The organism is Nocardia sp. NPDC051463 (assembly GCF_040681975.1).
Classification (GTDB): domain Bacteria; phylum Actinomycetota; class Actinomycetes; order Mycobacteriales; family Mycobacteriaceae; genus Nocardia.
Genome location: NZ_JBFBAB010000002.1, coordinates 231514 through 256466, shown reverse-complemented (window position 1 = coordinate 256466; position 24953 = coordinate 231514). Strand labels below are relative to the sequence as shown.

General features: G+C 66.1%; 18 protein-coding genes and 1 pseudogene. 6 read left to right on the top strand and 13 right to left on the bottom strand.

What is annotated here, in order from left to right; genetic code table 11:
- Positions 1-81: 81 nt before the first annotated feature.
- On the top strand, positions 82-1101 hold the full coding sequence (locus tag AB0M74_RS06825; RefSeq protein WP_364902445.1) for a Gfo/Idh/MocA family oxidoreductase: 1020 nt from the start codon (positions 82-84) through the stop codon (positions 1099-1101).
- 694 nt (positions 1102-1795) lie between these two features.
- The gene (locus AB0M74_RS06820; RefSeq protein ID WP_364902443.1) at positions 1796-2626 is read left to right on the top strand and encodes an HNH endonuclease; all 831 of its coding nucleotides are present in this window, start codon (positions 1796-1798) and stop codon (positions 2624-2626) included.
- A gap of 87 nt (positions 2627-2713) precedes the next feature.
- On the opposite strand, the gene AB0M74_RS06815 is transcribed toward AB0M74_RS06820, so the two are convergent.
- On the bottom strand, positions 2714-4135 hold the full coding sequence (locus AB0M74_RS06815) for a VWA domain-containing protein (protein ID WP_364902440.1): 1422 nt from the start codon (positions 4133-4135) through the stop codon (positions 2714-2716).
- Between the two features lie 226 nt (positions 4136-4361).
- The gene (locus tag AB0M74_RS06810) at positions 4362-5258 is read right to left on the bottom strand and encodes a MoxR family ATPase (RefSeq protein WP_364902437.1); all 897 of its coding nucleotides are present in this window, start codon (positions 5256-5258) and stop codon (positions 4362-4364) included.
- Positions 5259-6387: 1129 nt separating this feature from the next.
- Between AB0M74_RS06810 and AB0M74_RS06805 the strand changes: the two are divergent.
- A pseudogene (locus AB0M74_RS06805) lies at positions 6388-6570 on the top strand (hypothetical protein); the annotation flags it as partial.
- A gap of 313 nt (positions 6571-6883) precedes the next feature.
- On the opposite strand, the gene ilvC reads toward AB0M74_RS06805, so the two are convergent.
- From ilvC to AB0M74_RS06790, 3 genes are all read right to left on the bottom strand, one after another.
- On the bottom strand, positions 6884-7885 hold the full coding sequence (gene ilvC / locus AB0M74_RS06800) for a ketol-acid reductoisomerase (protein WP_364902715.1): 1002 nt from the start codon (positions 7883-7885) through the stop codon (positions 6884-6886).
- Positions 7886-8065: 180 nt separating this feature from the next.
- Entirely contained in the window at positions 8066-8569 is a 504-nt protein-coding gene (gene ilvN, locus AB0M74_RS06795; protein WP_364902434.1) for an acetolactate synthase small subunit, read from the bottom strand.
- The gene (locus AB0M74_RS06790; RefSeq protein WP_364902432.1) at positions 8566-10506 is read right to left on the bottom strand and encodes an acetolactate synthase large subunit; all 1941 of its coding nucleotides are present in this window, start codon (positions 10504-10506) and stop codon (positions 8566-8568) included. The genes ilvN and AB0M74_RS06790 overlap by 4 nt, the downstream gene beginning before the upstream one ends.
- 339 nt (positions 10507-10845) lie before the next feature.
- Here AB0M74_RS06790 and AB0M74_RS06785 point away from each other — a divergent pair, with 339 nt between their 5' ends.
- Together AB0M74_RS06785 and ilvD are read left to right on the top strand one after the other, a co-directional pair.
- Positions 10846-11460 carry a PH domain-containing protein gene (locus AB0M74_RS06785; RefSeq protein WP_364902430.1) on the top strand — a complete coding sequence of 205 codons (615 nt, stop codon included), beginning with the start codon at positions 10846-10848 and terminating at the stop codon, positions 11458-11460.
- A 412-nt stretch (positions 11461-11872) separates the two neighbouring features.
- Positions 11873-13714: a dihydroxy-acid dehydratase gene (ilvD, locus tag AB0M74_RS06780; protein WP_364902428.1), complete on the top strand. Its 1842-nt coding sequence runs from the start codon at positions 11873-11875 to the stop codon at positions 13712-13714.
- Between the two features lie 451 nt (positions 13715-14165).
- Here the strand turns inward: ilvD and AB0M74_RS06775 are convergent, their stop codons facing one another.
- Positions 14166-15038, bottom strand: a complete 873-nt coding sequence (locus AB0M74_RS06775) for a DoxX family protein (protein WP_364902426.1) — start codon at positions 15036-15038, stop codon at positions 14166-14168.
- A 278-nt stretch (positions 15039-15316) separates the two neighbouring features.
- On the opposite strand from AB0M74_RS06775, the gene AB0M74_RS06770 reads away from it, so the two are divergent.
- A complete protein-coding gene (locus AB0M74_RS06770; RefSeq protein ID WP_364902424.1) occupies positions 15317-16426 on the top strand; it encodes a PQQ-dependent sugar dehydrogenase in 1110 nt (369 codons plus the stop codon).
- Between the two features lie 81 nt (positions 16427-16507).
- Here AB0M74_RS06770 and gatB read toward each other — a convergent pair whose 3' ends face one another.
- The 7 genes from gatB to AB0M74_RS06735 form a co-directional block, all read right to left on the bottom strand.
- Positions 16508-18013, bottom strand: coding sequence for an Asp-tRNA(Asn)/Glu-tRNA(Gln) amidotransferase subunit GatB (gatB, locus tag AB0M74_RS06765; protein ID WP_364902422.1), 1506 nt, complete (start codon positions 18011-18013; stop codon positions 16508-16510).
- A 135-nt stretch (positions 18014-18148) separates the two neighbouring features.
- On the bottom strand, positions 18149-19531 hold the full coding sequence (locus AB0M74_RS06760; protein WP_364902420.1) for an alpha/beta fold hydrolase: 1383 nt from the start codon (positions 19529-19531) through the stop codon (positions 18149-18151).
- A 48-nt stretch (positions 19532-19579) separates the two neighbouring features.
- Positions 19580-19987 carry a type II toxin-antitoxin system VapC family toxin gene (locus AB0M74_RS06755; protein ID WP_364902418.1) on the bottom strand — a complete coding sequence of 136 codons (408 nt, stop codon included), beginning with the start codon at positions 19985-19987 and terminating at the stop codon, positions 19580-19582.
- Positions 19977-20234 carry a prevent-host-death protein gene (locus AB0M74_RS06750; RefSeq protein ID WP_364902416.1) on the bottom strand — a complete coding sequence of 86 codons (258 nt, stop codon included), beginning with the start codon at positions 20232-20234 and terminating at the stop codon, positions 19977-19979. The genes AB0M74_RS06755 and AB0M74_RS06750 overlap by 11 nt, the downstream gene beginning before the upstream one ends.
- A 63-nt stretch (positions 20235-20297) precedes the next feature.
- The gene (locus AB0M74_RS06745) at positions 20298-21332 is read right to left on the bottom strand and encodes an ATP-dependent 6-phosphofructokinase (RefSeq protein WP_364902712.1); all 1035 of its coding nucleotides are present in this window, start codon (positions 21330-21332) and stop codon (positions 20298-20300) included.
- Between the two features lie 400 nt (positions 21333-21732).
- Complete coding sequence (locus AB0M74_RS06740) at positions 21733-22620, bottom strand: hypothetical protein (protein ID WP_364902414.1); 888 nt, start codon at positions 22618-22620, stop codon at positions 21733-21735.
- Between the two features lie 235 nt (positions 22621-22855).
- A complete protein-coding gene (locus AB0M74_RS06735; protein ID WP_364902412.1) occupies positions 22856-24919 on the bottom strand; it encodes a protein kinase in 2064 nt (687 codons plus the stop codon).
- Between the last annotated feature and the right edge of the window lie 34 nt (positions 24920-24953).

Here is a 24953-nt window from a genome sequence, read left to right as displayed (position 1 = left end):
CAAGGCCGCTGCCCGCTACTTTCGGATCCCATGGGCTCGAATTTCCCACCACACGACGAGTTTTTACCAGGAGGAGCGACGATGACATCCGCAACACCCGTCACCTTGGGCCTGGCAGGCACCGGACGAATCGGCACCTCACACGCCGAAACCCTGAAGCACCTTCCCGGCGTCGGCACTGTCATCGTCGCCGACGCCGACGCCGAACGAGCTCGCGCCGCAGCCGGAAAGCTCGGCGTCCAAGCGGTACCCGACCTCGACGCTTTGTTCGCCTCCGACCTCGACGGCCTGATCATCGCGACGGCCACCGACTCCCACCCCGAGCTCATCACCCGCGCCGTCGACCAAGGCATCCCCGTCTTCTGCGAAAAGCCGGTCGCCGCCGATATCCAAGGCACCCTCGCCGTTATCGAACACATCGAAAACTCGACCGTCCCCGTGCAAATCGGCTTCCAACGCCGCTTCGACGCCGGCTACCGCGCCGCCCGCGCCGCCATCGCCGCCGGCGACCTGGGCTGGGTGCACACCCTGCGCGCCACCACTCTCGACCCCGCACCGCCGCCCGCCGAATACATCCCCCGCTCCGGCGGATTGTTCCGCGACTGCGGTGTTCATGATTTCGACATCATCCGCTGGGTGACCGGCCGTGAAGTGGTGGAGGTGTATGCCACCGGCGCCAACCGAGGCGAACAATTCTTCGCCGATGCGGGCGACGTGGACACCGCCGCGGTAGTCCTGCGCCTCGACGACAGCACCCTGGCAACAGTTTCCCTCGCCCGCTACAACGGGGCGGGCTACGACGTCCGCCTGGAGGCACTCGGCTCCCGAGGCAACGCGATCGTGGGTCTCGATGACCGCGCGCCGTTGACCTCCGTCGAACCCGACTACGTTCCCTCGCCATTTCCCGCCTATCCAGGATTCATGGAACGCTTTCGGCGCGCGTACACCGACGAGCTCGCGGCGTTCCTGTCCGTCGCAACCGGGGAGATCGATAGCCCCTGCACAGCGACCGATGCCCTTGAGGCGATCTATATCGCTGAGGCCTGCGAACTTTCGCGGCGGGAGCGCCGCCCGGTTGCGGTAGCCGAGGTCCGCCGCTGACCTGGAGTTGGTCGTCGAGCTACCGGCAGCGCACCTGCCCGCGGCCGGTAGCTCGCAAGAAAACCACATGAATCCGATCAGCCCGCACCATTACCCTCACCTGTACGAGGAGCACACCGCAAGAGAAGAAGCAGCTCAGCAACGTCCGCAGGGCCGATCCGATCGAATCCGCCGATTGCCGGCGTCGTTGCGCGGTCGTATGTCAAGGAAGAGACGGGGCTCGACATCGCCAAAATCCGAAACTATCTGGGCGAGTTCGACTATCAATGTGCTCGTGGCAAGAAGAGCCGCCAGTTCAACTTCACCGTGGACATTGTGGATCCCGAGCTGGTTGAGCTGACTGAACATGATGCTTACACCTGGACCGGCCTCTGCGAGGAGCCACCTGTAACGGACGCAGTTAAGGCGGTGCTGGCGGCTTACCAAGGAGGCATGAGCAGAATCGTCGACTGTGGAGGAAGCTGGCTCCGATCGAGTGCCTCACCAACCAGAGCACACCCAACGGCAGCAAGAGCATCACAGACGATGTGGACGCGTTGGCCAAGTCTTCGTCGCGATGGAACACCTCAACGACTGGCAACCACCTCGATGGTTAGAAAGATCAACACGAGTCGTGTGAACATGGCACACTCCACTCGTGGAGAGCGGGGCGGAGCTAGAGCTACGGCTGATGTTGTGCGAGCACCTTACACAGGTGGTCGAGGAGAGGGGGACGCTGACTCGGACCGAACTCACCAACTTCCCTGCCAGAGGCGAAGTTTACAAGCTCATCGACCGCAGCAAAGGCATATGGAATCCGAAGCATATGCTGGCCACCTTGTCGATCATGTCCACCCCGAATAGCGCGTATTCGGATGAGGAGATAGGCGAATCTCTGTTCGCCTATGCCTACCGAGAAGGAAACATCAACGGCGACAACACGAAGCTGCGGCGTGCGTACCAACTAGAGTTGCCCATCATCCTGCTGCGATGGATCCGGGACGGTGTCTACTTCCCCGTGTGCCCAGTCTATGTAGTCGCGGACGATATAACCAACAGACGATTCATCCTCGCGGTGGACGAAAGCTTACGATCTGTCGCCGACCCACTCCATCTGAAACCGATCGAGCGCGCGTACGCGGAACGTATGACAAAGCAGCGATTGCACCAGCCGGAATTCAGAGCTCGCATCCTGCTCGCATACAAGGATCGATGCACTGTGTGCGGAGTGGGACACAAACAGTTGTTGGAGGCGGCGCACATCATTGCCGATGGAAAGGAGCACGGTTCGGCGGACATCGACAATGGGTTATGCCTCTGCAAGATTCATCATGCCGCCTACGATGCCAACCTCCTCGGCATATCACCCGAGTACGAGGTCCATATCGGCGCTGAGCTCATGCACGATCCGCGAGGTGGGCTGATGCTGAAGCATGGCCTGCAAGCACTGAACGGCACATCCTTGGCTCTGCCGCGCTCGAAGAAGGACCACCCCTCGCCAGACCGACTCGAGGAACGCTTCGTGGAATTCCGAGCCGCCAGCTGAAGACGGTTTCGGCGGGCTTCGAGGCAGGCTGGTGCTATTTGCCGCATAGCACTCAAATCACATCGGTCCTCGACGGAACGATATGACTCACGCAGGCAAGAGGCGGGCCACTACCTCGGCGAGCTGTTTGACGTTGCGGCACTCGTGCATCGTGACGTGCTCGGCATACACCTGAGCGGCGGAGTCGCCGGTGGACCAGGAGCGGGCTGGCTCTGGGTTGAGCCAGTAGGCATGCTTGGCTCGCGCCGTCATCGCTTGTAGCGCAGCAAGATTCGGATCAGTCCGATTGGTGCGGGCATCGCCGAGGATCAGCAGAGAGGTGCGGGGGCCGAGGGCGTCGATGTAGTTGTCCACGAAACACTGAAGCGATTCGCCGTAGTTGCTGCTGCCGAAGCGGGTGACGTTGGCGGTGCGGACTATTCGGGCGGCGGTACCGGGGGTGGGAGGTTCGCCGGGGATGAAGAAGGGGGTGATTTCGTCGCAGGTGTCGATGAAGCCGAAGCTGCGAACCTTGCTGAATTGATCTTGGAGGGCTTGGACCAGTTGGAGAGTGAATTCGGCGAAGCCGGTCACCGAGCCGGAGAGGTCGGCCAGGACGACGAGGTCGGGGCGGCCGTGTTTGCGGGCGCGCAGGACCGGGTCGATGGGGACGCCGCCAGTGGCCATGGAGCGGCGGAGCGTCCGGCGCATGTCGATGTGGCCGCGGACGGATTTGCGGCGGCGGGCCGAGAGGCGGGTGGCGAGTTTGCGGGCCAAAGGGGTGACGAGGCGGCGCATTTCGGCCAGGTCTTGTTCGCGGGCGCCGAGGAAGTCGACTTGGTCGGTGCTGGATTCGACGCCGCGGCGGGCGATGTATTCGGTGCCGCGGAGTTGGGCGGAGCGGAGGCGGGCCTCGGTGTGGACCGCGGTACGGAATTGAGTGAGGCGGCGGTTGGCTTCGATGGTGCGCACGGTGGTGTCGAATTCGCCGGTGAATCCGCCCATGCCTGCGACGATGCGGTCGATCAGGTCTTCTGGGCGCAGGGCTTTCATGGTCAGGTAGGAGGACCAGCCCGCGCCGGAGGCGGTGGTGACGGGGCCCGAGCTCTGGCCTGTTCCAGCTCCCCCGTAGGCGCCGAGTTCAGTCAGTGCTTGTTGAGCGAGTTCAGTGGCGGCCGCGCGATCATCTCGTGCCAGTGCGGAAACCAGTCGATCGCGTAGCGCATCGGCGGACTCCGGATGGGCCGGACATACCGACTCCAGCGGGTCTGGGGTGAGGAAGTACAGGTCGAAGAGCTGATCGAAGACAGCGCGTTGGCCGTTGCGGCGCAACAGGGTTGCCGCCAGCCCCGAGCGCAGTCGGTTCCGATCGGACAGGCCGAGAACGAGAATCGCCTCGGCGGCGTCGATGGTTTCGCTGGGACCCGCGTGGATACCGTGGTCGCGGAGCAGGCCGACGAATTCGACGAGGCGGTCGGTCATCGACTCGGCGGGCCGGTCGGGTCGACCACGCCGCGCGGGTGCCGTCATCGCGCCCCGCCTTGGGGAACGTTGGCGCGGCACACAAGCGCGAAAGGTCCCACGGCATCGCCAAATGCCGCACTACCGGCGCGCCACCTGGTCACTGGGGCAGGAGTATCAGCCGATTCGGTCCGAGGCATCGGATCAATGCTCAGCACCTGAACCATGAACCCATTGGTGGCCGCGTCCGCAGCAAAGGACGGCGCGATCCTCGCTCTCGCAATGTCATGCGCCGTCACTGCACCGCGTCCTTCCCGTGCGCCCCATCCGCGCCGAGTAAGCCCAGCCGTTCGGTCGCGATGCGGTGGTCGGATTGGTACTTGAGCAGGACACCGAGGGTGGAGCGGACAAGGGCGCTACTGACGTTGCGGGCGCCGAGGGTGGCGAGAGTTCGCGCCCAGTCGAGGGTTTCAGCGATCGATGGCGCTTTGCGCAAGGGCAGTTCGCGGAGGGCGCCGACGACGCCGACCAGCGGTTCGGCCAAATCCCGGTCCAGTTCGGGGACTTTCATCCGGACGATCGCACGTTCCAATTCGGCTGTCGGATAGTCGATATGGAGATAGAGGCACCGCCGCTTCAGTGCCTCGGACAGGTCGCGGTTGGCGTTCGAGGTGACAATGGCGAAGGGTTTGCGGACGGCGGTGATGGTGCCGAGTTCGGGGATGCTCACCTGGTAGTCGCCGAGCACCTCCAGGAGCATCCCTTCGAGTTCGACGTCGGCCTTGTCCAGTTCATCGATGAGCAGGACCGTGGGGTTCGGGTTGCGGATCGCGGCGAGCAGAGGACGGGCGAGGAGGAATTCCTCGGTGAAGACGTGGTCGCGGGTGCTGTCCCAGCTTTCGTTGTCGGTCGCGGTGATGCGCAGCAGTTGTTTTGCGTGGTTCCACTCGTAGAGGGCGCGGGCCTCGTCGATGCCTTCATAGCATTGCAGGCGTACGAGATCGGCGGTTGTCGCGGTCGCGACGGCCTTGGCCAGTTCGGTCTTGCCAACGCCCGCGGGGCCCTCGATCAACAGCGGTTTACCGAGATGGCCCGCGAGGAAAACCGCGGTGGCGATGTCGAGGGACGGCAGGTATCCGGCGTCGGTGAGTCGCTGGGTCACCTCGTCCACCGAACCAAAGAACTTACTCATCGGTAACAGTCTAGAACGTCTGCACGCAGCAGGTTTCGCCGTCCTGCCCTTCCGGCCGACCGCACTGGTGCCCAGGCCGGAGCAGACCCCGAGTCCTGATACCCGCGGGCTAGGGGAACCGTCATACCAAAGAATGAAACTTCCCTGTAATGGTGTTAGCCCCATTGTCTTTCGGCCGATCTCCGGCAGAGTGTAGACCGTCCGGTCGACGCGTTCAGGTCTCATCCGCACTCATGACGGCCATGATCGCGACCTCGATCCCGACCTGCCCGACGGGCTTCGCCCACTGGAGCAGACCCCTCGCAGAGGGATGGTGAACAAGCGGGTTCACCGAAAAAAGAAAGGATCCATGTGTTCTCGACAGCAAAGTCGACCACGCCACGCCGGAGATTGGCTCGTGTTGCCATGGCCGGCGCGTTTGTCGCAGTTCCATTGACCGCCTTGGCAGTTCCGGCCTCGGCGGAAGTCACAGCCGATGGTCCTGCGCTGACCGAAGTCCGGCACCACCGGCACGACCCATGGGACAACGACTGGGATTGCGACCGCCGCGGCCCCTGGGACGACTGGAATCACAGCGACGGCCGCTGGGACGACTGCGACCGTGGCGGACGTCACAATCGTGGACGTCACGACGACCGAGGGCCGTTCGGTCGCCTCTTCCCAGGCGGAATGTTCGGCAGCAGCTAGTTGCTGGACAGGGCGGGACTGAGCGGCACGTCACCGGAAAGCCGCTGTCGGGGGTTCCGCCCGCATGGACTTCGATGTCAGCCCGCTGGATGCGCGACGCTCGATCATCGTGTGCCACAACGGCAATGAATGCGTTGCCCAGCAGATTCAGAAAGAATTCATGGTGTTCTCGACAACCATTCCCCGCCGATTGCTGACCAAGGCCGCCGTCGCCGCCGCGATAGCCGCTGGGCCATTGGCCGCATGGTCGTTGCCTGCCTCGGCCGAACCGGTGACATCCTCGACTGTCGCCACGGAAATCGAACAAGACTTGCTGCAGGACTGCGTCAACCCGGATACCCAGGAACGACGCGACGACTGCGCGCCAGCACAGCAGGCGAAGGCCAAACGCGATTGGGCGAACAGCCCGTCCAATCCAATCAACCCCAACAGCCCGCTCAACCCGAACAACATCAACAACCCCAGCAACCCACAGAATCCGCATAATCTGAGCAACCCGGCCAACCCCGAGAGTCCGCTCAACCCCATGAATCCGAACAACCCGGCCAGCCCGATGAACCCCAATAACCCGGCCAACCCGAACTTCCCGGGCCACCCGGCCAACCCGCCGAGCCCAGGGCAATAGCGAGAACCCACGGGTTCCGACGGGTCCCGGTCCGAATGCGCAGTTCCGGCTGCATGCCGCACCATCCGCCGACTCGGCGACGACAACGGCCCATCGCCCGCAGAATCGCATAGCACCGCTGCCGCGCAATCCCCAACGCCGACGCGGCATCCTTCACCGGCACACCGGAATCCACCAGCCGCGCCAGCTGATCACCGAACCGGGCCAAATCCTCCTGAAACGACACGATCGCCGCAACCTCTCAAATCGAGAGTGTTGCGACGATCGCGTGAACCCGCCCAGGTGCCGGGCCGTTCGCCTATTCGACCCAGACTCAGGCGGTCTCGGTGATCGGCCGGTCGACCCAGCTCATCAGGCCGCGCAGCTTGGCACCGGTGACCTCGATCGGGTGCTCGGCGTTCGCCTTACGCAGACCCTCGAGCTCCTTGTTACCGCCCTCGACGTTCGCGACGAGACGCTTGACGAAGCTGCCGTCCTGGATGTCCTTCAGGATGTCCTGCATGCGCTTCTTGGTGTCGGCGTCGATGACCCGCGGGCCCGACAGGTAGCCACCGAACTCGGCGGTGTCGGAGACCGAGTAGTTCATGCGGGCGATGCCGCCCTCGTACATCAGGTCAACGATGAGCTTCAGCTCGTGCAGGACCTCGAAGTACGCCATCTCCGGCGCGTAGCCCGCCTCGACCATAACCTCGAAACCGGTCTTGACCAGTTCCTCGGTGCCGCCGCAGAGCACGGCCTGCTCACCGAACAGGTCGGTCTCGGTCTCTTCCTTGAAGGTGGTCTTGATGACGCCGGCACGGGTGCCGCCGATGCCCTTGGCGTAGGACAGCGCCAGGGCCTGACCCTCACCCTTGGGGTCCTGGTCGACCGCGATCAGGGCCGGAACGCCCTTGCCGTCGACGAACTGACGACGGACCAGGTGACCGGGGCCCTTCGGGGCGACCATCGCGACGGTGATCTCGGCCGGAGCCTTGATCAGACCGAAGTGGATGTTGAGGCCGTGGCCGAAGAACAGCGCGTCGCCGTCCTTCAGGTTGGGCTCGATGTCGTTGGTGAAGATCGACGCCTGCGCGGTGTCGGGCGCGAGCACCATGATCACGTCGGCCCACGCCGCGACCTCGGCGGGGGTACCGACGGTCAGACCGGCCTCTTCGGCCTTCGGACGCGACTTCGAACCCTCGGCAAGGCCGACGCGAACGTCGACGCCGGAGTCGCGCAGGCTCAGCGAGTGCGCGTGGCCCTGGCTGCCGTAGCCGATGACAGCGACCTTGCGGCCCTGGATGATCGACAGGTCGGCGTCGTCGTCGTAGAACATCTCGACTGCCACTGGTTGGTTCCCTTCTGGAGGATCAGCCCCGCCTCGGCGGGGAGCGCACCGTGCGGACGCAGGTGCTGAATGTGCAAATGGGATCTTCCCCGCGTACACGGGGCTTGCGGTACGCCGACCGTTGATCGCAGCAAGATTAGCTGGTCGCTGCGATCAACGGCTCGCACCCTAGCGGGTAGCCGTAATCGATTTCGGACCACGGCCGACTGCGACAACTCCGGACTGCACGATCTCTCGAATTCCGAACGGTTCGAGCATGCGCAGCAGCGCGTCGAGCTTGGACCGGGTTCCGGTCGCCTCGACGGTGAGCGCGTCCGGGGACACGTCGATGACCTTCGCCCGGAAGAGGGCAACGGCCTCAATCACCTGGGTCCGCACGCTGGCGTCAGCGCGCACCTTGACCAGGATCAGTTCACGGGCCACCGAGGCGTCGGAGTCCTGCTCGACGATCTTGATGACGTTCACCAGCTTGTTGAGCTGCTTGGTGACCTGCTCGAGCGGCAGGTCGTCGACGGTGACGACGATGGTCATGCGGGAGATCTCGGGCAGCTCGGTGCCACCGACCGCGAGGGACTCGATATTGAAGCCACGACGCGAGAACAGCGCCGCGACTCGCGCGAGCACACCGGGCTTGTCCTCCACCAGCACGCTGAGGGTGTGAGTCGTGCTCATCCTTCGTTCACCTTGTTCTGTTCGTGCTGGTGCGACATGGCTTCGTGGATCACGGCGGGCTCGGCGGCCGACTCGTCCTCGTCGAACAGGGGGCGGATGCCGCGCGCGGCCATGATCTCGTCGTTGCTGGTGCCCGCGGCGACCATCGGCCACACCTGGGCGTCCTTGCCGACGATGAAGTCGATCACCACGGGACGGTCGGTGATGGACTGCGCCTCGCGGATGGCGGCCTCGACGTCTTCTTCCCGCTCGACCCGGATGCCGTGGCAGCCGAGTGCTTCGGCGAGCTTGACGAAGTCGGGGATACGCAGGGTGTGCGTGCCGAGATCGGTGTTGGAGTAACGCTGCTCGTAGAACAGCGTCTGCCACTGTCGGACCATGCCGAGGTTGCCGTTGTTGATCAGCGCGACCTTGATCGGGACGCCCTCCACCGCGCAGGTGGCCAGCTCCTGGTTGGTCATCTGGAAGCAGCCGTCACCGTCGACCGCCCACACCTCTTTGTCCGGTGCGCCCATCTTGGCGCCCATGGCGGCCGGCACGGCGTAGCCCATGGTGCCGAGGCCACCGGAGTTCAGCCAGGTGCGCGGCTTCTCGTACTTGATGAACTGGGCGGCCCACATCTGGTGCTGCCCGACGCCCGCGCAGTAGATCGCGTCGGGTCCGGCCAACCGGCCGAGCGCATCGATGACGAACTCGGGCGAGAGCGAACCGTCGCTCGGCGTGCTCCAACCGAGCGGGTAGCTCTTACGGATGCCGTCGAGGTACTTCCACCATTCACCGAGTGCGAGCAGCGGCGCCGAGGTGGTCGCGGGATCGGACTTCAGGGTCTCGATCAGCTCGGCGATCACCTCGCGGCAGTCACCGACGATCGGGACGTCGGCGTGCCGATTCTTGCCGATCTCGGCCGGGTCGATGTCGGCGTGGATCACCTTGGCGTCGGGCGCGAAAGAATCCAGCTGGCCGGTCACGCGGTCGTCGAAGCGCGCGCCGAGGGTGATCAGCAGATCGGACTTCTGCAGTGCGGCAACCGCGCCGACGGTGCCGTGCATGCCGGGCATGCCCATGTTCAGCGGGTGGCTGTCGGGGAACGCGCCGCGCGCCATCAGCGTGGTGACCACCGGGATACCGGTCAACTCGGCCAGTTCGAGCAGCTCGACCGAGGCGTCGGCCTTGATCACGCCACCGCCGACGTAGAGCACCGGGTGCTTGGCTTCCATGATCATCCTGGCCGCCTCGCGCACCTGCTTGCCGTGCGGCTTGGTGACCGGGCGGTAGCCGGGCAGCCGCATTTCCGGCGGCCAGCTGAAGGTGGTGTTCGCCTGCAGCACGTCTTTCGGGATGTCGACGAGCACCGCGCCGGGGCGACCGCTCGCGGCCAGGTAGAACGCCTCGGCCATGATGCGCGGGATATCGATGCCCTCGGTGATGAGGAAGTTGTGCTTGGTGATCGGCATGGTGATGCCGGAGATGTCGGCTTCCTGGAACGCGTCCGTGCCGATCAGGCCGCGGCCGACCTGGCCGGTGATGGCGACGATCGGCACCGAGTCCATCTGAGCGTCGGCGATCGGGGTGACCAGGTTGGTCGCGCCGGGACCCGACGTGGCCATGCACACACCGACCTTGCCGGTGGCCTGGGCATAACCGGTCGCGGCGTGGCCCGCGCCCTGCTCGTGGCGCACCAGCACGTGGCGCACCTTGACGGAGTCGAAAAGCGGGTCGTACACCGGAAGAATCGCGCCGCCGGGAATGCCGAATACAGTGTCGACGCCGAGTTCCTCGAGCGAACGGACGACCGACTGCGCGCCGGTGACCCGCTCGGGCGGGACCTGGCGGCGGTTCGCCGCGTTCGTCGGGATGCCAGCGGGCGATGCCGGCTGATTCGCCGAAGGCGCCGGCCTGCGGGCCGAGGGCCCTGGCCGGGCGGTTGGTGCGCTCACCGTCTTGGTTTCCTCACTGCTTGTCGTTCTGACCCCGGACAACACTGGCTGTGCACGCGGTGCATGCGCCGCGCCGTGGTCCGGAACTCGGTGTCGATAGTCCGAACACAAAAAAGCCCCCGACAGCATGGCTGTTCGAGGGTGGCGCGTCGCGCGGGAGCTGACGTATTCGACTCAGATAGTCAGGCTCAACGCTGGACGCGCCGGCCGATTACGAGCAACTCGTTTCGATTCACGCGCATGACGGTATGTGTGCGCGAGTCGATCAGTCAAACAAGTCCCATTATGTGGGACAGAGTGGGTGCTCGAGTCTGTCCACCATGATGCGAGGATGGTGGTGTGTCATCACCGCATCAGTCCGTGCCACCGGCTAAATCATCCCACATCTCCGACGACGGCTCGGATACGGGTCGCTCGACGGATCCGGCGCAGCCGCCGCGGGCCGCCAAGATCATCCGAGTGCCGCAGCTGGCCTACCTGGGTGTACTCGTGCTGTTGTTCTGCGTGTTCTTCCCGTTCGTCGGCTGGCCGATCGCGCTGTGGTGGCTGCTGCTGATCCCGGTCGCGGTAGCGGTGTGGATCTATCGCACCAGGACCACCGTCTCCGAGGCCGGGCTGGATCTGCGCACCGTATTCGGTACACGGCACCTCGAATGGTCACAGGTCGCGGGGGTGACGATCCCCAAGCGCGGGTTCGTGCGCGCCCACCTGACCGACGACAGCGATGTGAAACTTCCCGCAGTCAGCTATGACCGACTGCGTGATCTGATCGACGCGTCGGGTGGCCGCATCCCGGACCTGTTCGCCGCAGAGGCCGCGGCGTGGGAGGCCAAGGTAGCGACCGAGAAGGAAAAGGCAGAAGCGGAGCGCGCCGAGGCGAAGGACGTCGCGGCCGAGCCCGCCGACACCGATACCGACAGCACCGCGACCAAGCCGGGCGACAGCGCAGAGTAGGACCGATAGCGGCGTGGTGCGTTATTCCCGAACCGGGTATGCGCATCCTCACCACGTCATCGATCTATCGGCGTGACCACCACCGGTAGGCTGACAGCCGGATGCGCGATCTGGTGAACGCGTGGGACGGAGGACCCCCGCCCCGATTCACCAGACCTGTGGACACCGACGGTGCCGGAACCGACACAACCGATGACACCGTCAGCGCCGACGCAAACCCTGCGCGGCGACACCATCCCGAACCACAGACCGACAGCGAGAAGCACAGTTCGACGGCGGCCCACCCCCGATGACCGGCACGTCGGCCCGCACGCGCGCGGGGTAACGTGGGCGACCGTCGAATTCGCTCGGCGCCGCCGAGCGAATGTGCGCAGTCGCAACTCAGCCCCCGCGACCTCCCGAGGATTCATACATGCCACCGCTTCGTTCACGGACAACCACCATCGGCCGCAATGCCGCAGGCGCTCGCGCACTCTGGCGCGCCACCGGTATGACCGACTCCGACTTCGGCAAGCCGATCGTCGCCATCGCGAACTCCTACACCCAGTTCGTGCCGGGGCACGTGCATCTGAAAAACGTCGGCGAGATCGTGGCCGACGCGGTGCGCGCCGCGGGCGGTGTGCCGCGTGAGTTCCACACGATCGCGGTCGACGACGGCATCGCCATGGGGCACGGCGGCATGCTCTACTCGCTGCCCTCGCGCGAAATCATCGCCGACTCGGTCGAGTACATGGCGAACGCGCATACCGCCGACGCGCTGGTGTGCATCTCCAACTGCGACAAGATCACGCCGGGCATGCTCAATGCCGCGATGCGCCTGAACATTCCGGCCGTGTTCGTCTCCGGCGGCCCGATGGAGGCAGGCAAGGCGGTGGTCGTCGGCGGTGTCGCGCAGGCGCCGACCGATCTGATCACCGCGATCGCGGCCAGCGCCAATATGAACGTCAGCGAGGAAGGGCTGAGCGAGGTCGAGCGCAGTGCGTGCCCGACCTGTGGCTCCTGCTCCGGCATGTTCACCGCGAACTCGATGAACTGCCTCACCGAGGCGCTCGGACTCGCGTTGCCCGGCAACGGTTCCACGCTGGCCACCCACCAGGCTCGGCACGCGCTGTTCGAGCGCGCGGGCACGGTGATCGTCGATATCGCGAATCGCTGGTATCGCGAAGACGATGCGTCGGTGCTGCCGCGGAATGTGGCCAACGCCAAGGCCTTCCGCAACGCGATGGCACTCGACGTCGCGATGGGCGGCTCCACCAACACGGTGCTGCACACGTTGGCCGCCGCACAGGAGGGTGAGATCGACTTCGATCTGCACACCATCGAGGAGACCAGCCGCCGGGTGCCGACACTGTCCAAGGTCTCGCCCAACTCCGACTACCACATGGAAGACGTGCACCGGGCCGGCGGCATTCCCGCCATCCTCGGCGAGCTCCGGCGCGCTGGCCTGTTGGAGACCGACGTCACCACGGTGCACACCAAGAGCTTCGACGAGTGGCTCGACACCTGGGATATCCGCTCCGGCAAGGCTTCCGAGGAGGCGATCGAGCTGTTCCACGCCGCACCCGGTGGCGTGCGCACGACCGAGCCGTTCTCCACGAACAACCGCTGGTCCTCGTTGGACACCGACGCCGAGGGCGGCTGCATCCGCGACCTCGAGCACGCCTACACCACAGAGGGCGGCCTGGTTGTGCTGCGCGGCAATATCGCCGTCGACGGCGCTGTCCTCAAGACCGCGGGCATCGACGAGGAGCTGTTCTCGTTCCAGGGTCCCGCGGTGGTCGTGGAATCTCAGGAAGCGGCCGTGTCGGCGATCCTCGGCAAGAAGATCAAGCCGGGCGACGTGATCGTGGTGCGCTACGAGGGCCCGAAGGGCGGGCCCGGCATGCAGGAGATGTTGCACCCCACCGCCTTCCTGAAGGGTGCGGGCCTGGGCAAGGAGTGCGCGCTGATCACCGACGGCCGCTTCTCCGGCGGCACCTCGGGCCTGTCGATCGGCCACATGTCCCCCGAGGCCGCCGGCGGCGGCGCGATCGGCCTGATCGAGGATGGCGACCAGATCCGCATCGACGTCACCACCCGCACCCTCGAGGTGCTCGTCGACGATGCCGTCCTGGCCGAGCGGCGCGCGAAAATGGATGCGTCCGAACGCCCGTGGCAGCCAGTCGACCGCGTCCGACCTGTCACCACGGCGCTGCGCGCCTACGCCGCGCTCGCCACCTCCGCAGACAAGGGCGCCGTCCGCTACGTCCCGTAGCAGCCGGCCCGAACGGCGCCTCAGGTCGAACGACGTGGGGCGCCGTTTTCGTTGAGCGAGACCAATTGTCCCGGCGTCCCGGCGTCCCGGCGTCCCGGCGTCGAAGGAGATATAGCGGAGAGCGCCGACGAACTATCGCCCTGAGGCGGTTCATCGTCAGACCCGGGTATCCGGACGCCTCGGTGGCGAACGCGACATGACCGAGCGATCTATTCGACACGTGCCGACAACCATGTCCCGTTTGACCGACACATGAACGGCGTCCCTCCTATCGATGCGAGGGACGCCGTTGGCTATCGATCCGTTGGTGGGACCCGGACAACTGATCTCGCGAGTACATGGGCAGCTCACCGCGCACGCCCGGAGCCTGACCCGAGCACCCGGTGCAGGGGGTGGACGCAGGCCTCGCGGGCACCCCGACCGGTACGGCCCGAAGATTCGGGGAGGCGGACTAGAAGGGGCGGATGCCGAGGAAGGGGTTGCCGCCGTGCAGCCAGATCCAGGTGCCGACGGCGGCGGCGATGGCGAGGATCAGGACAGCGAAGGAGCCGTAGGCGGGGCGGGTGGCCCAGCCGCGGTTGCGGTCGAAGGACAGGCGGCCCGGTCCGGTCAGGATGATGGCCGCGGCAGCGCCCGCCAGGATGGATTCCAGTTCGACGCCGGTCGCGACCTTGTATTGGAAGCCGGGAAGCATGCCCTGCTTCCAGGCCCACGCGTCCAGGATGACCGCGAGTACGGCCCCTGCGGCCAGCGGGGTGGCCAGGCCGAGAACAAGCAGTCCGCCGCCGCCGAGTTCACCGGCCGTCACCAGGATGGTGGCCATCGTGGGGTGGTCCCAGCCGCCGTTGGCCATCATGTCGCGGGTGCCGTCCAGGCCGGGCCCGTGGAACCAGCCCGTGAGCTTCATCAGCCCGTGGTAGATGAAGGTGCCGCCGACGACCAGGCGCAGCGCGAACAGGCCCAGATCGAGGGTGCCGCGGCGATTGTCACCGTTGCGACGGCGCAGTGGTCGACTCGGCTCACTCGGCGGGCTCGCGGCGGGCGGGATGCTGGCGTACGCGTAGGCAGGTGCGGTCTCTGCCTGGTTCGCCTGCTCACCGACGGCGGGGACCTCGGGGTCCAGACCGAGCTCGTCGTCGGTGTGCGGCACGTCCTTGGTCAGCTCGGGACCCTTCGCCAGCGGGGAGAGCTGTTCGGTGGGTGAATCGAACGGGCTGCTCACACCGCTGCCGGTGGTCGAAACCGCCTCCTGCTCCGCCGTCGACGGCGCCGTGCCGCCTGCGGAACCGACGGTCGTGGATGTGTCCTTCGACTTGTCGGTCACGACCCGCCCTCGCTGACACTCGCCTCGGTAGCGCTCAACGCGCGCTGTGACATGGTTTCCTGGCTCACGACCGCACCTCGCCCGGGTTCGGCTTCGGCGCGCGCGAGGCGCACGGTGTTGATCGTTCGCTCACAGACTCGCTCACGGCTTAACACCCTATGCCGCGGCGGGCACCGACGGGCGGTCTGGAAGCAACGGCGTGTCAGCTTCCGGGTTCGGTGCGACAACACCCGACCCGGGAGGGGCGCGACGGTCAGTGTTTCCGTAACGTCTGAACCATGAGTTTGGTTGTCGCGGGCCGTGTCGCCCTGAGCTTGGCGCTCGGCTCCGTCCTGCTGGCAGGCTGCGCACGGTTCGACGATTCAGCTTCCAGTCCGTTCACCCCCGAGCCGACCGTCAATCCCGCCGACCCCAAACCGCCCAAGCAGCCGCCGACCCCGGGCGCTCGCCCGACCGGTCCGTGCATAGATCCCGACCCGGCGGTCGTGGCGACCTGCATGGACACCACCGGCGGTCTGATCGCGCTCGGTGACAGCGCACTGGTAGCCGAGCGGCGCACCGGGCGCATCCTGAAGGTGGTGTCGGTGGACCCGAGCAGCCCGCAGGAAACTCCGACCGAGGTCACGCGCGTCGAGGTGGACGGCTCCGGCGACGGCGGGCTCTCCGACATCGCACTCTCCCCCACCTTTCGCGAGGACGGGCTGATTTACGCCTACATCACGACCGCCACCGACAACCGGGTCGTCCGCATCGCGGAGGGCGGACCGCCGAAGCCGATCCTGACCGGAATTCCTAAGGGCGCCACCGGTAACCACGGTTCGATCGAGTTCGTCACACCGACGCAGATGCTGGTGTTGACCGGCGATGCGGGCAACCCCGGCGCTGCCGCATCAGCGTCCTCGCTGGGTGGCAAACTGCTGCGGGTCAACTCCCCCGCGCCCGGGTCGACGGCGGAGGTCGTGGTGTCGGGCATCGGCACCGCGGGCGATATTTGTGGCGACGGCAAGGACATCGTCTGGATCACTGACCGCACCGCGACCGAGGACCGCCTGCAGCTGCTCGCCAAGAACGGCACCGTCAGCACCGCGTGGACCTGGCCCGACCGTCCCGGCGTCGCGGGATGCGCGGCGGCCAGCGACGGCGTCGCCATCGCACTGACCACAGCGAAAGCGGTGGCGATCGCCATAGCCGACCCGAATACGCACGCCGTGACCTCCGCGCCCAGCCTCATCGCACAGGACAAGTACGGACAGCTCGGCGGCGCGGCGGCCGGCGGCGACGGCACTATCTGGGTGGCGACGGTCAACAAGACCGATGGTCAGCCCGGGCCGTTCGACGATCGCGTCGTGCGGATCCCGCCACCGCAGGGCGGTGGCGGGTCGGACTGACCGCACCCTCGGAGAGATCGGGCCGCAACACCTGGTGTTGCGGCCCGATTCTGTTGCGGCAGGGGGTAGTTCAGCCCAGTATCAGCCGCAGGCGGCGAGCACCAGTTCGCGCACCCTGGCGGCGTCGGCCTGCCCGCGGGTGGCCTTCATGACGTCACCGACGATCTTGCCTGCTGCCTGGACTTTGCCGGAGCGGATCCGATCGGCGATGTCCGGGTTCGCGGCGAGCGCCTTTTCTACCTCGGCCTGCAACGCACTGTCGTCGCTGACCATGCCCAGCCCCTTCGCGGCCACGATCTCCGCCGGGTTGCCCTCGCCGGCCAGCACGAAGTCGACGACCTGCTTGGCGACCTTGTTGTTCACTGTCTTCGCCTCGACCAGCTTGATCACCTCGGCGACCTGGGCGGGGGTGATCGGCAGGTCCTCCAGCGAAACCTCGCGCTCCTTGGCTTTTTCGGTGAGGTAGGCAACCCACCAAGAGCGCGCCTCGTTGGCCGGGGCGCCCGCGTCGACGGTGGCGATGATGAGGTCGAGCGCGCCCGCGTTGACGAGGTCGCGCATCACCTCATCGGACAGCTCCCAGTCGGCCTGGATCCTGGCGCGGCGCAACCACGGGTACTCGGGAATGGTGGTGCGCAGCTGGTCTACCCAGTCCGTTTCGGGCGCGACGGGTTCCAGGTCGGGCTCGGGGAAGTAGCGGTAGTCCTCCGCGGTTTCCTTGACCCGGCCCGGCGAGGTGCTGCCGTCGGCCTCGTGGAAGTGGCGGGTCTCCTGCACGATGCTCAGGCCCTCGGCCAAGCGCGCGGCCTGACGCCGCATTTCGAAGCGGACGGCGACCTCGACGCTCTTGAGCGAGTTCACGTTCTTGGTCTCGGTGCGGGTGCCGAATTCCGGTGCGCCGATGGGCATCAGCGACACGTTGGCATCGCAGCGCAGCGAGCCCTGCTCCATCTTGACGTCGGAGACGTTGAGCGACTTCAGCACCTCGCGCAGGGCGGTCACGTATGCGCGGGCCACCTCCGGCGCGCGCTCACCCGAGCCGGTGATCGGCTTGGTGACGATCTCGATCAGCGGCACACCGGCCCGGTTGTAGTCCAGCAGTGAGTGACTCGCGCCGTGGATGCGGCCGGTCGCACCACCGACGTGCAGCGACTTGCCCGTGTCCTCTTCCATGTGCGCGCGCTCGATCTCGACGCGGAAGACGCTGCCGTCGTCGAGCACCACATCCAGGTGGCCGTCGGTAGCGATCGGCTCGTCGTACTGGCTGATCTGGTAGTTCTTGGGCTGATCTGGGTAGAAGTAGTTCTTGCGCGCGAACCGGCCCCACGGGGTGATCGAACAGTTCAGCGCCAGCCCGATCCGGATCGCCGACTCGACCGCCTTCTCGTTCACCACCGGAAGCGAGCCGGGCAGTCCGAGGCATACCGGGCACACCTGAGTGTTCGGTTCCGCGCCGAACTCGGTGGGGCAACCGCAGAACATTTTGGTCGCGGTATTCAGCTCGACGTGAACCTCCATGCCCAGCACCGGCTCGAACCGGGCGATGACATCGGCATAGTCCATCAGGTCGTCGGAGGGTGCGCTCATGGCGATAAGTCTATTCACCCGCCCGCCGTCGGATTCCGAGGGTTCCTGCGGCCGATCCGGCGGCGGCTACCAGCCACTATCGGTAGCCACATCGATCACCGTCGGGTGTCGAAGTGGCAACCGGAGCAGCCGCGATCACTTCGGCGGGACCCGCTGGGTCAGCCAGGTGGTGACGTAGGCCAGCACCTCTGGCGAGATGGTGGTCTCGATAGTGTTGTATTCGCTGGGCAAGCCGGTCTCGGTGGGCTGCATGAGGTGGTTGAGGCCGGGGAAAGTGAGCACCGTCGCGTCGGGGTCGGCGGCGAGGTTGTCACGCATCGGCTGTTCGTTCTGGGCGGCGGGAACCTGGAGGTCTTTGCCACCGTAGAAGGCGAGGACCGGCACACGCAGCGCCTTCAGTGCGGGTGCCGGATCGTAGGCGACCAACGCCGCGAAGTACGGGGTGATCTGAGCTTCGAGGTCGGCTGCCTTGGTGCGTTTACCCTCTGGGAGTGCCGCGTACTGTTCGCGAGCCAGCTTCTTGGCACCCTCGACATCACCGGTCCGCAGCAGCGCGGTCACCGCGGTAGTGTCGCGGACCTGCGCGGCCAGTTCTTCGGGCGGGGTGCCCTGTGCCGCGCCGATCAGTTCGGTCTGCTCGTTCACCACATCGGCGCCGACCACGGATGGGCCTGCCATCGCGATGACAAAAGCGACGCCGCTGCCGGGACGCGAGGCCACCAGAGGCGCGAGGTAGCCGCCTTCGCTGTGGCCGAACAGTCCGACCCGGGCCGGGTCGATGTCCGGACGGCCGCGCAGGAAACTCACACCTGCCCCGGCATCGCCCGACAGGTCGGTGTAGCTCGCTGTGTCGAGGTTGCCGCCGGTACCGCCGACACCGCGGTCGTCGGTACGCAACACCGCGTACCCCGCGCGAGTCAGGGTGTCGGCGATGAGCAGGAACGGCTTGTGGCCCATCAGTGCCTCGTCGCGATCCTGGGGGCCGCTGCCGGTGATCAGCAGCACCGCAGGGAAGGGCCCGTTGCCCTGCGGCTGGGTGAGTGTGCCCGCGATGGTGATGTCGCCGCTGCGGTAGGTGACGTCCTCGGACCGGTACGGGAAAGGCGGTTTCGGCTCCTGTGGCCGCGGGAGCGCAGCGACCTTGCCGCGCTCCATCGCCAACGGGAAACTCTGCCCGCCCTGGGTGAAGTCACCGGTGATCTTGCCCGCGCCTGCGTCGTACCTGCCGTGGAACCTCGGGTCACCCGGGATGTCGGGGATGGCGAATTCCACTGCGTCACGGTCGGTCTTCACATCCTTCAGCGGTGTCTCGTGCACACCCTGCACGGGGATGTCGATGGTGGCGGTGCCGTTGTCGGCGAAGGTCACCCCGATATCGAGCGGCTTCCCCGGAGTCTGGATCGCCCCCTTCCAGTCACCGGTCACCGGGTTGGGCGGGTTGTCGGATCCCGACGAACACCCGGCCACCATGGTGGCAACGACAAACAGAACGAACGCGACCACTCGTCCATTGCGCATGGCCACCACAGTACCTACGCCGCGGAAATGGTCGGATGAATCACCGAATCACACTGACACGACTGTCAATACCTGCTCGAGACCCTGAAAGCCTTTCGGGTTACGGGTGTACAGGGGCAAGCCGTGCACCGATGCGACGGCCCCGATCATCAGATCGAATTTTCGCGGCTTCGGGCTGCGGCCACCAGCGGTGACCAGGCCCGCCATCAGCGTGAATCGGCGAGCCGCTTCGGCCGTGAACGGCAACGACTCGAAGGAACTTTCGAACTCCTGCAAGCGCTCGGTGCGCAGCAGCCGAATGATCGCGTCGGGTGCCGCTGCGATACCCAACCCGAGTTCGGCAAGGGTCACGGCGCTGACCTTCGATACGATCGGAAGCCGATCTTCCGGCAGCTCGTCGAGATCGATCAGCACACAGGTGTCGAGCAGGCCCGCGTCGTGGCGCTCACTGGTCATCGAGCCGGTCTTCACCGAAAACTGCGTCCACCTGTGCACGTTCTTCGGCACTCGACCCGGCGCGGGCAAAGCGGGCCAGTCGCTGCTTCAGCTCAGCGGTGGTGATCTCCCGTTTCGGGGCCAACGGTCGCAGCTCACCCACTGGACGACCGTTGCGGGTAATGATGAAGCATTCACCCGCTTCGAGAGCAGCCATCACACCGGCGCTGCCATTCCGCAGCTCCGCCTGGCTGATCGTCCTGCTCATATAGCCATAGGTAGCATCAGCCGCTATCTGTTCTACAACGCGTTCCGGACCCACGAGCAAAGCTCAGCCGAAGAATGCCTCCGCTTCGCGGTAGCGGTCCTCGGGAACCCGCTTCAACTGCTTGGTGGCCTCCGACAGCGGGACGAGGTCGATCGAGGTACCACGCAGGGACACCATTTGGCCGAAGTGTCCCGCGTGCACGGCTTCAGCGGCGTGCAGGCCGAAGCGGGTGGCGAGAACGCGGTCGTAGGGGGTCGGACTGCCGCCGCGCTGGACGTGGCCGAGGACGGTGGTGCGGACTTCCTTGCCGATGCGGCGTTCGATTTCGACGCCGAGCTGCTGGGCGACACCGGTGAAGCGCTCGTGGCCGAACTCATCGATGCCGCCCTCGCGCAACGTGAATCCGGCATCCGGCGCCGGGTGCGCGCCCTCGGCGACGACACAGATGAAGTGCTTGTCGCCGCGCTGGAAGCGGCGCTTGATCATGGTGCACACCTCGTCCACATCGAACGGCACCTCGGGCACCAGGGTCAGGTGCGCGCCTGCGGCCATGCCCGCGTGGATGGCGATCCAGCCCGCGTGGCGTCCCATCACCTCGACGAGCATCACGCGCTGATGCGATTCCGCGGTGGTGTGCAGCCGGTCGATGGCCTCGGTGGCGATGGAAAGCGCGGTGTCGTGGCCGAACGTGACGTCGGTGCAGTCGATGTCGTTGTCGATGGTCTTGGGCACCCCGACCACGGGGACCCCTTCATCGGACAGCCAGCTCGCGGCGGTGAGCGTTCCTTCGCCGCCGATCGGGATGAGCGCTTCGATGCCGTTGTCATCGAGCGTCTGCCTGATCTGCCCCAGACCGGCGCGCAGCACGTCCGGATTGGTGCGGGCGGTGCCGAGCATGGTGCCGCCCTTGGTGAGCAACCGGTCGGTGCGATCGTCATTGAGGATCGGGATCTTCCGGTCTTCCAATAGGCCACGCCAGCCGTCCTGGAAACCGATGATCGCGTCTCCGTAGCGGCCGTTCGCCGTGCGAACGACGGCGCGGATGACCGCGTTCAGTCCTGGGCAGTCTCCGCCTCCGGTCAAGACTCCGATGCGCATGTCCGATATCTTGCCCGGCACTGCGGGGCCGTAGGGCCCCGCCCCCGTGAACCCTGGGTTACGGAAACGGTCAGTAGACATCGACAATCGCATTCTCGCCGCTGGCGCAGGTGACGAACTCGTCGCCGGCTGCGCATTCCATGGTGTAGTCCCCGTTCCTCGGCCTGGCTATAGGCGACTATCGAGCGGGTGCTTCCCGCGTCGCTCACGCCGCCCGCCACAGGCAGCCCGGCGCTCGGCAGGGGCGTCGGCGCGGAAAGATGCGACCGGATCAGCAGACTCATCCCGTCGAAGGGAAAGGCTGTGCGCCGGTAGGGCATTCGTCGAGCACACAGGCCAGCGAGCCCCGCGACCTCATCCCGTAGTCGTGATCGTCAAGGGTCGTCGCTACCCGGTCGAGTCAGGAACAGGCGCCGCCGGAGAGTTCATCGAGGTGTTGCGAAATCAGCGTTGCCACCTTGTCCAGCACCGCCGTTCCCTCCGAGAACGAACCCGAATCGGGTTGTGCCGCAATAGCGACGGCGATCTGCCCATCCGACGTCGGCACCAGGCCGAGCTGCCGAACCAGGTATGCGCCCGAGAGGTCAGGTCCCCAACCGCCCTTGAATTCGGCACCGGTGAACGCACCGAGTCCCCAGCGCTGGTTGGGCGTGATCTGCTCCATCAGCGTGATGACGCTCCCCGTCTGCGACAGGCATGGCAGTCGCGACACGAAGCGAACCTGGTCAGCCAATGTCCACTCCGCCTGACCGAATGCCGAGTGCTCGGATCTGGTCCGCGTCGCCGGCACCGTGGTTCTGGTGTCACCGCCCTCGCGCAGCACGGCCTCGACCGCTTTCGCCGCTTCCTGACCACTGCCGAGCGATTGCCACAGAGTGTCGGCGGCGGCGTTGTCCGAGGCGGTGATCGCCGCGGTGGCGGCATAGGTCGAGTTCGCCGAATTACGGCGCAATGCGGCGACTGTCAGCGGGACCTTCATGGTCGACCAGGCGGGTCCGGTGGTCCAGTCACCGAAGGTGACCATTTTGTCGCCGCCGACCGCCATGATCGCCATGCCGACACGGCCGCGCAGGCCCGCCTGCAGTTCGACGAATCCGGCGGCGAGCGTGCCCGGAATTGTCATCGACAGGTGCTGTTGGTCGGTGTGCGCCGCGGCCTGGGTGATGCTCGACGGCGGCGCGGCCGAGTTCGCACCGGTACCGGTCCCACAGGCGGTCAGCGGCAGCAGCGCGACCAGCGCCGCGGCGCCGACAACCGTGCGGAAGCGCCGGGATCGAACAGTAGACATATTTGGACACATTCTCGTTGCGAACTCATCACAGTACCGGTGTCAGTACGGTTTCGGAAACCTTAGCCGGATGACGAGAACCGCACCTGGCTGAATCCGGTGCACCCGACACATCGTGAGCCGTGAACGTCATCGCCACGGGAGGCTGAACAGCAGCAACCCGTGCCACGCCGGCACAGGGTAGGCACCGATCGACGGACACGGAACCTGGTGCGAGCTCGCTGTGGTTGCCGTTTCAGTAGACATACACCACGGCGTTCTCACCGCCGCTGCAGGTGATCATCGGGCCGTCTGCGACGCAATTCATCGTGTATGTCCGGCCGGTGACCGGGCTGGTCGCCACCACCGAGCGCGGTGCGCGTGAGACGTTGGCGGTCGCGGACTCGGCGTAAGCCCTGCGGACCTCTTCGGCGAACTCACAACTGGTCACTTGGCTGCCTGCGGCCACCTGGGTGAACGCCCCACGCCCTGATCCGCTTGCCGAGCACGGGCGCGCGCTGTCGGGCAGGGCGACCGGAGTCGACGACGTGGGCGCGGTGGTCTTCGCGGGCGCAGTCGAGGCGCTCGGTGTGGTGCTGTTGCGGGTCGTCGGGGTCACTGACGACCCGGGCTCGACGTCGGCGGCGGAGGTCCCCGAATCGTTGGAGCCGAACAGCTGCCAGCTCACCACAGCGCCGACCGAAAGCACGACGACGGTGAGCACACCGATCAGGATCGGCATTACGATCGATCGCCGCTGTGGTGATGGGGAATACGGGTCCGCCGCCGAATCGGGCTCGTAGTAATCGTCGTCATCGTCATCGTCATAGTCGCCGGGAGACGCATAGTCGCCGCGGGCGCGAGAATCGGCCGCCGCCGCGTAGTCGGACGCGCGGAACTCATGACCCGCGGCGTGCTGTGGTGGGTGTGGCTGCTGGAAAGGCGAATTCGACGGGCTACCGGAGAACCGCTGTGGATCCGAAAGGGTCTGTGTCTCGGGATAGAACGCCGGCTCGGGGCGCTGCGGTGCTTGGTACCGCTGCGTTTCCTGGGCCTGCTGCGGATCCGAATACTGCCGTCCACCAGGATGTTGGTCTGCGAACAGAGGTGGTCCGGAGTTCGGCTGCGGGTCCGCGTACTGCTGCGCGCCGGGATGTTGCGGCTCCGAATACGGCTGCGGCGGCGAGTACTGCTCGCTGTCCTGATACAGATGCGCATCAGGAAAAGGACGAACGGACGGCTGCTGCGCGGGCGGATAGGGCGCGGGCGGTCCGAACGGCGACCCCGCGGGCTGTTGCGGCGGCAGCGGGGTGAACTGGAGGTCGGTCTGTGTGACCACCGTCGGGCCGGTGGGGTGGATGACCAGCTCGCCCGTCGTCTCCGGCGGAATGAAGGCCGAATGCCGTTGCACCAGGGTGGGGTCGGACTGACCGAAGGTCGCCGGGTCCGGCGCACGCACGACGAACGTGGGACTGCTCGCCGTCGGCGCGCTGCCGAGGGTGGCTCGGGCGGCCCGCGCCAGATCTGCTGCGGTGGGATACCGGTCGGCGGGGTCCTTGGCCATGCCGCGGGCGATCACCGCGTCCATCGAGGCCGGGATCCCCGGCCGCTGCACGCTCGGTCGCGGCGGCGGCTCGGAAAGGTGCGAGCGGATCAGCACACTCATGCTCGCCACCGGGAAGGGTGTTGATCCGGTAAGGCATTCGTGCAGCACACAGGCCAGCGAATAGATGTCGGCGCGGCCGGTGACCTGGCCGACGTCGAACCGCTCCGGCGCCATGTAGGTATAGGAGCCGATAGCCATCCCGACCTGGGTCATCGCGCTGTCGCCCTCGGTGTAGGCGATACCGAAGTCGACGAGATAGGCGAAATCCGCGTCGGTTACCAGGATGTTGGCGGGCTTGACGTCGCGGTGTACCAGACCGTCGGCGTGTGCGGCGTCAAGGGCCGCGGCGATCTGCTCGATGATCCCGATCGCGCGTTCGGCGCTCAACGGCCCCTCGTGGCGCAGCAGCGAACGCAGATCTATGCCGGGTACCAGGCGCATGTCGATGAACAGCACGCCATCGATCACGCCCCAATCGTGGATAGGGATGATGTGCGGCTCGGCCAGCCGTGCGGCGGCCTGCGATTCGCGCCGGAAGCGCACCTGGTAGGCCGGGTCCTGGGCCAGCTCCTCCGAGAGCAGCTTCACCGCAACCACACGGTCCTTCACCGCGTCGTAGGCCTCGTAGACCTCGCCCATGCCGCCTTTGCCGAGTAGCGAGCGCAGCTCATACGGCCCGAATCGACTTCCGACCCTCCGACCAGGTCCGTCCACCCCGTCATTCCTCCACATCCCGAGCTGGGATCAC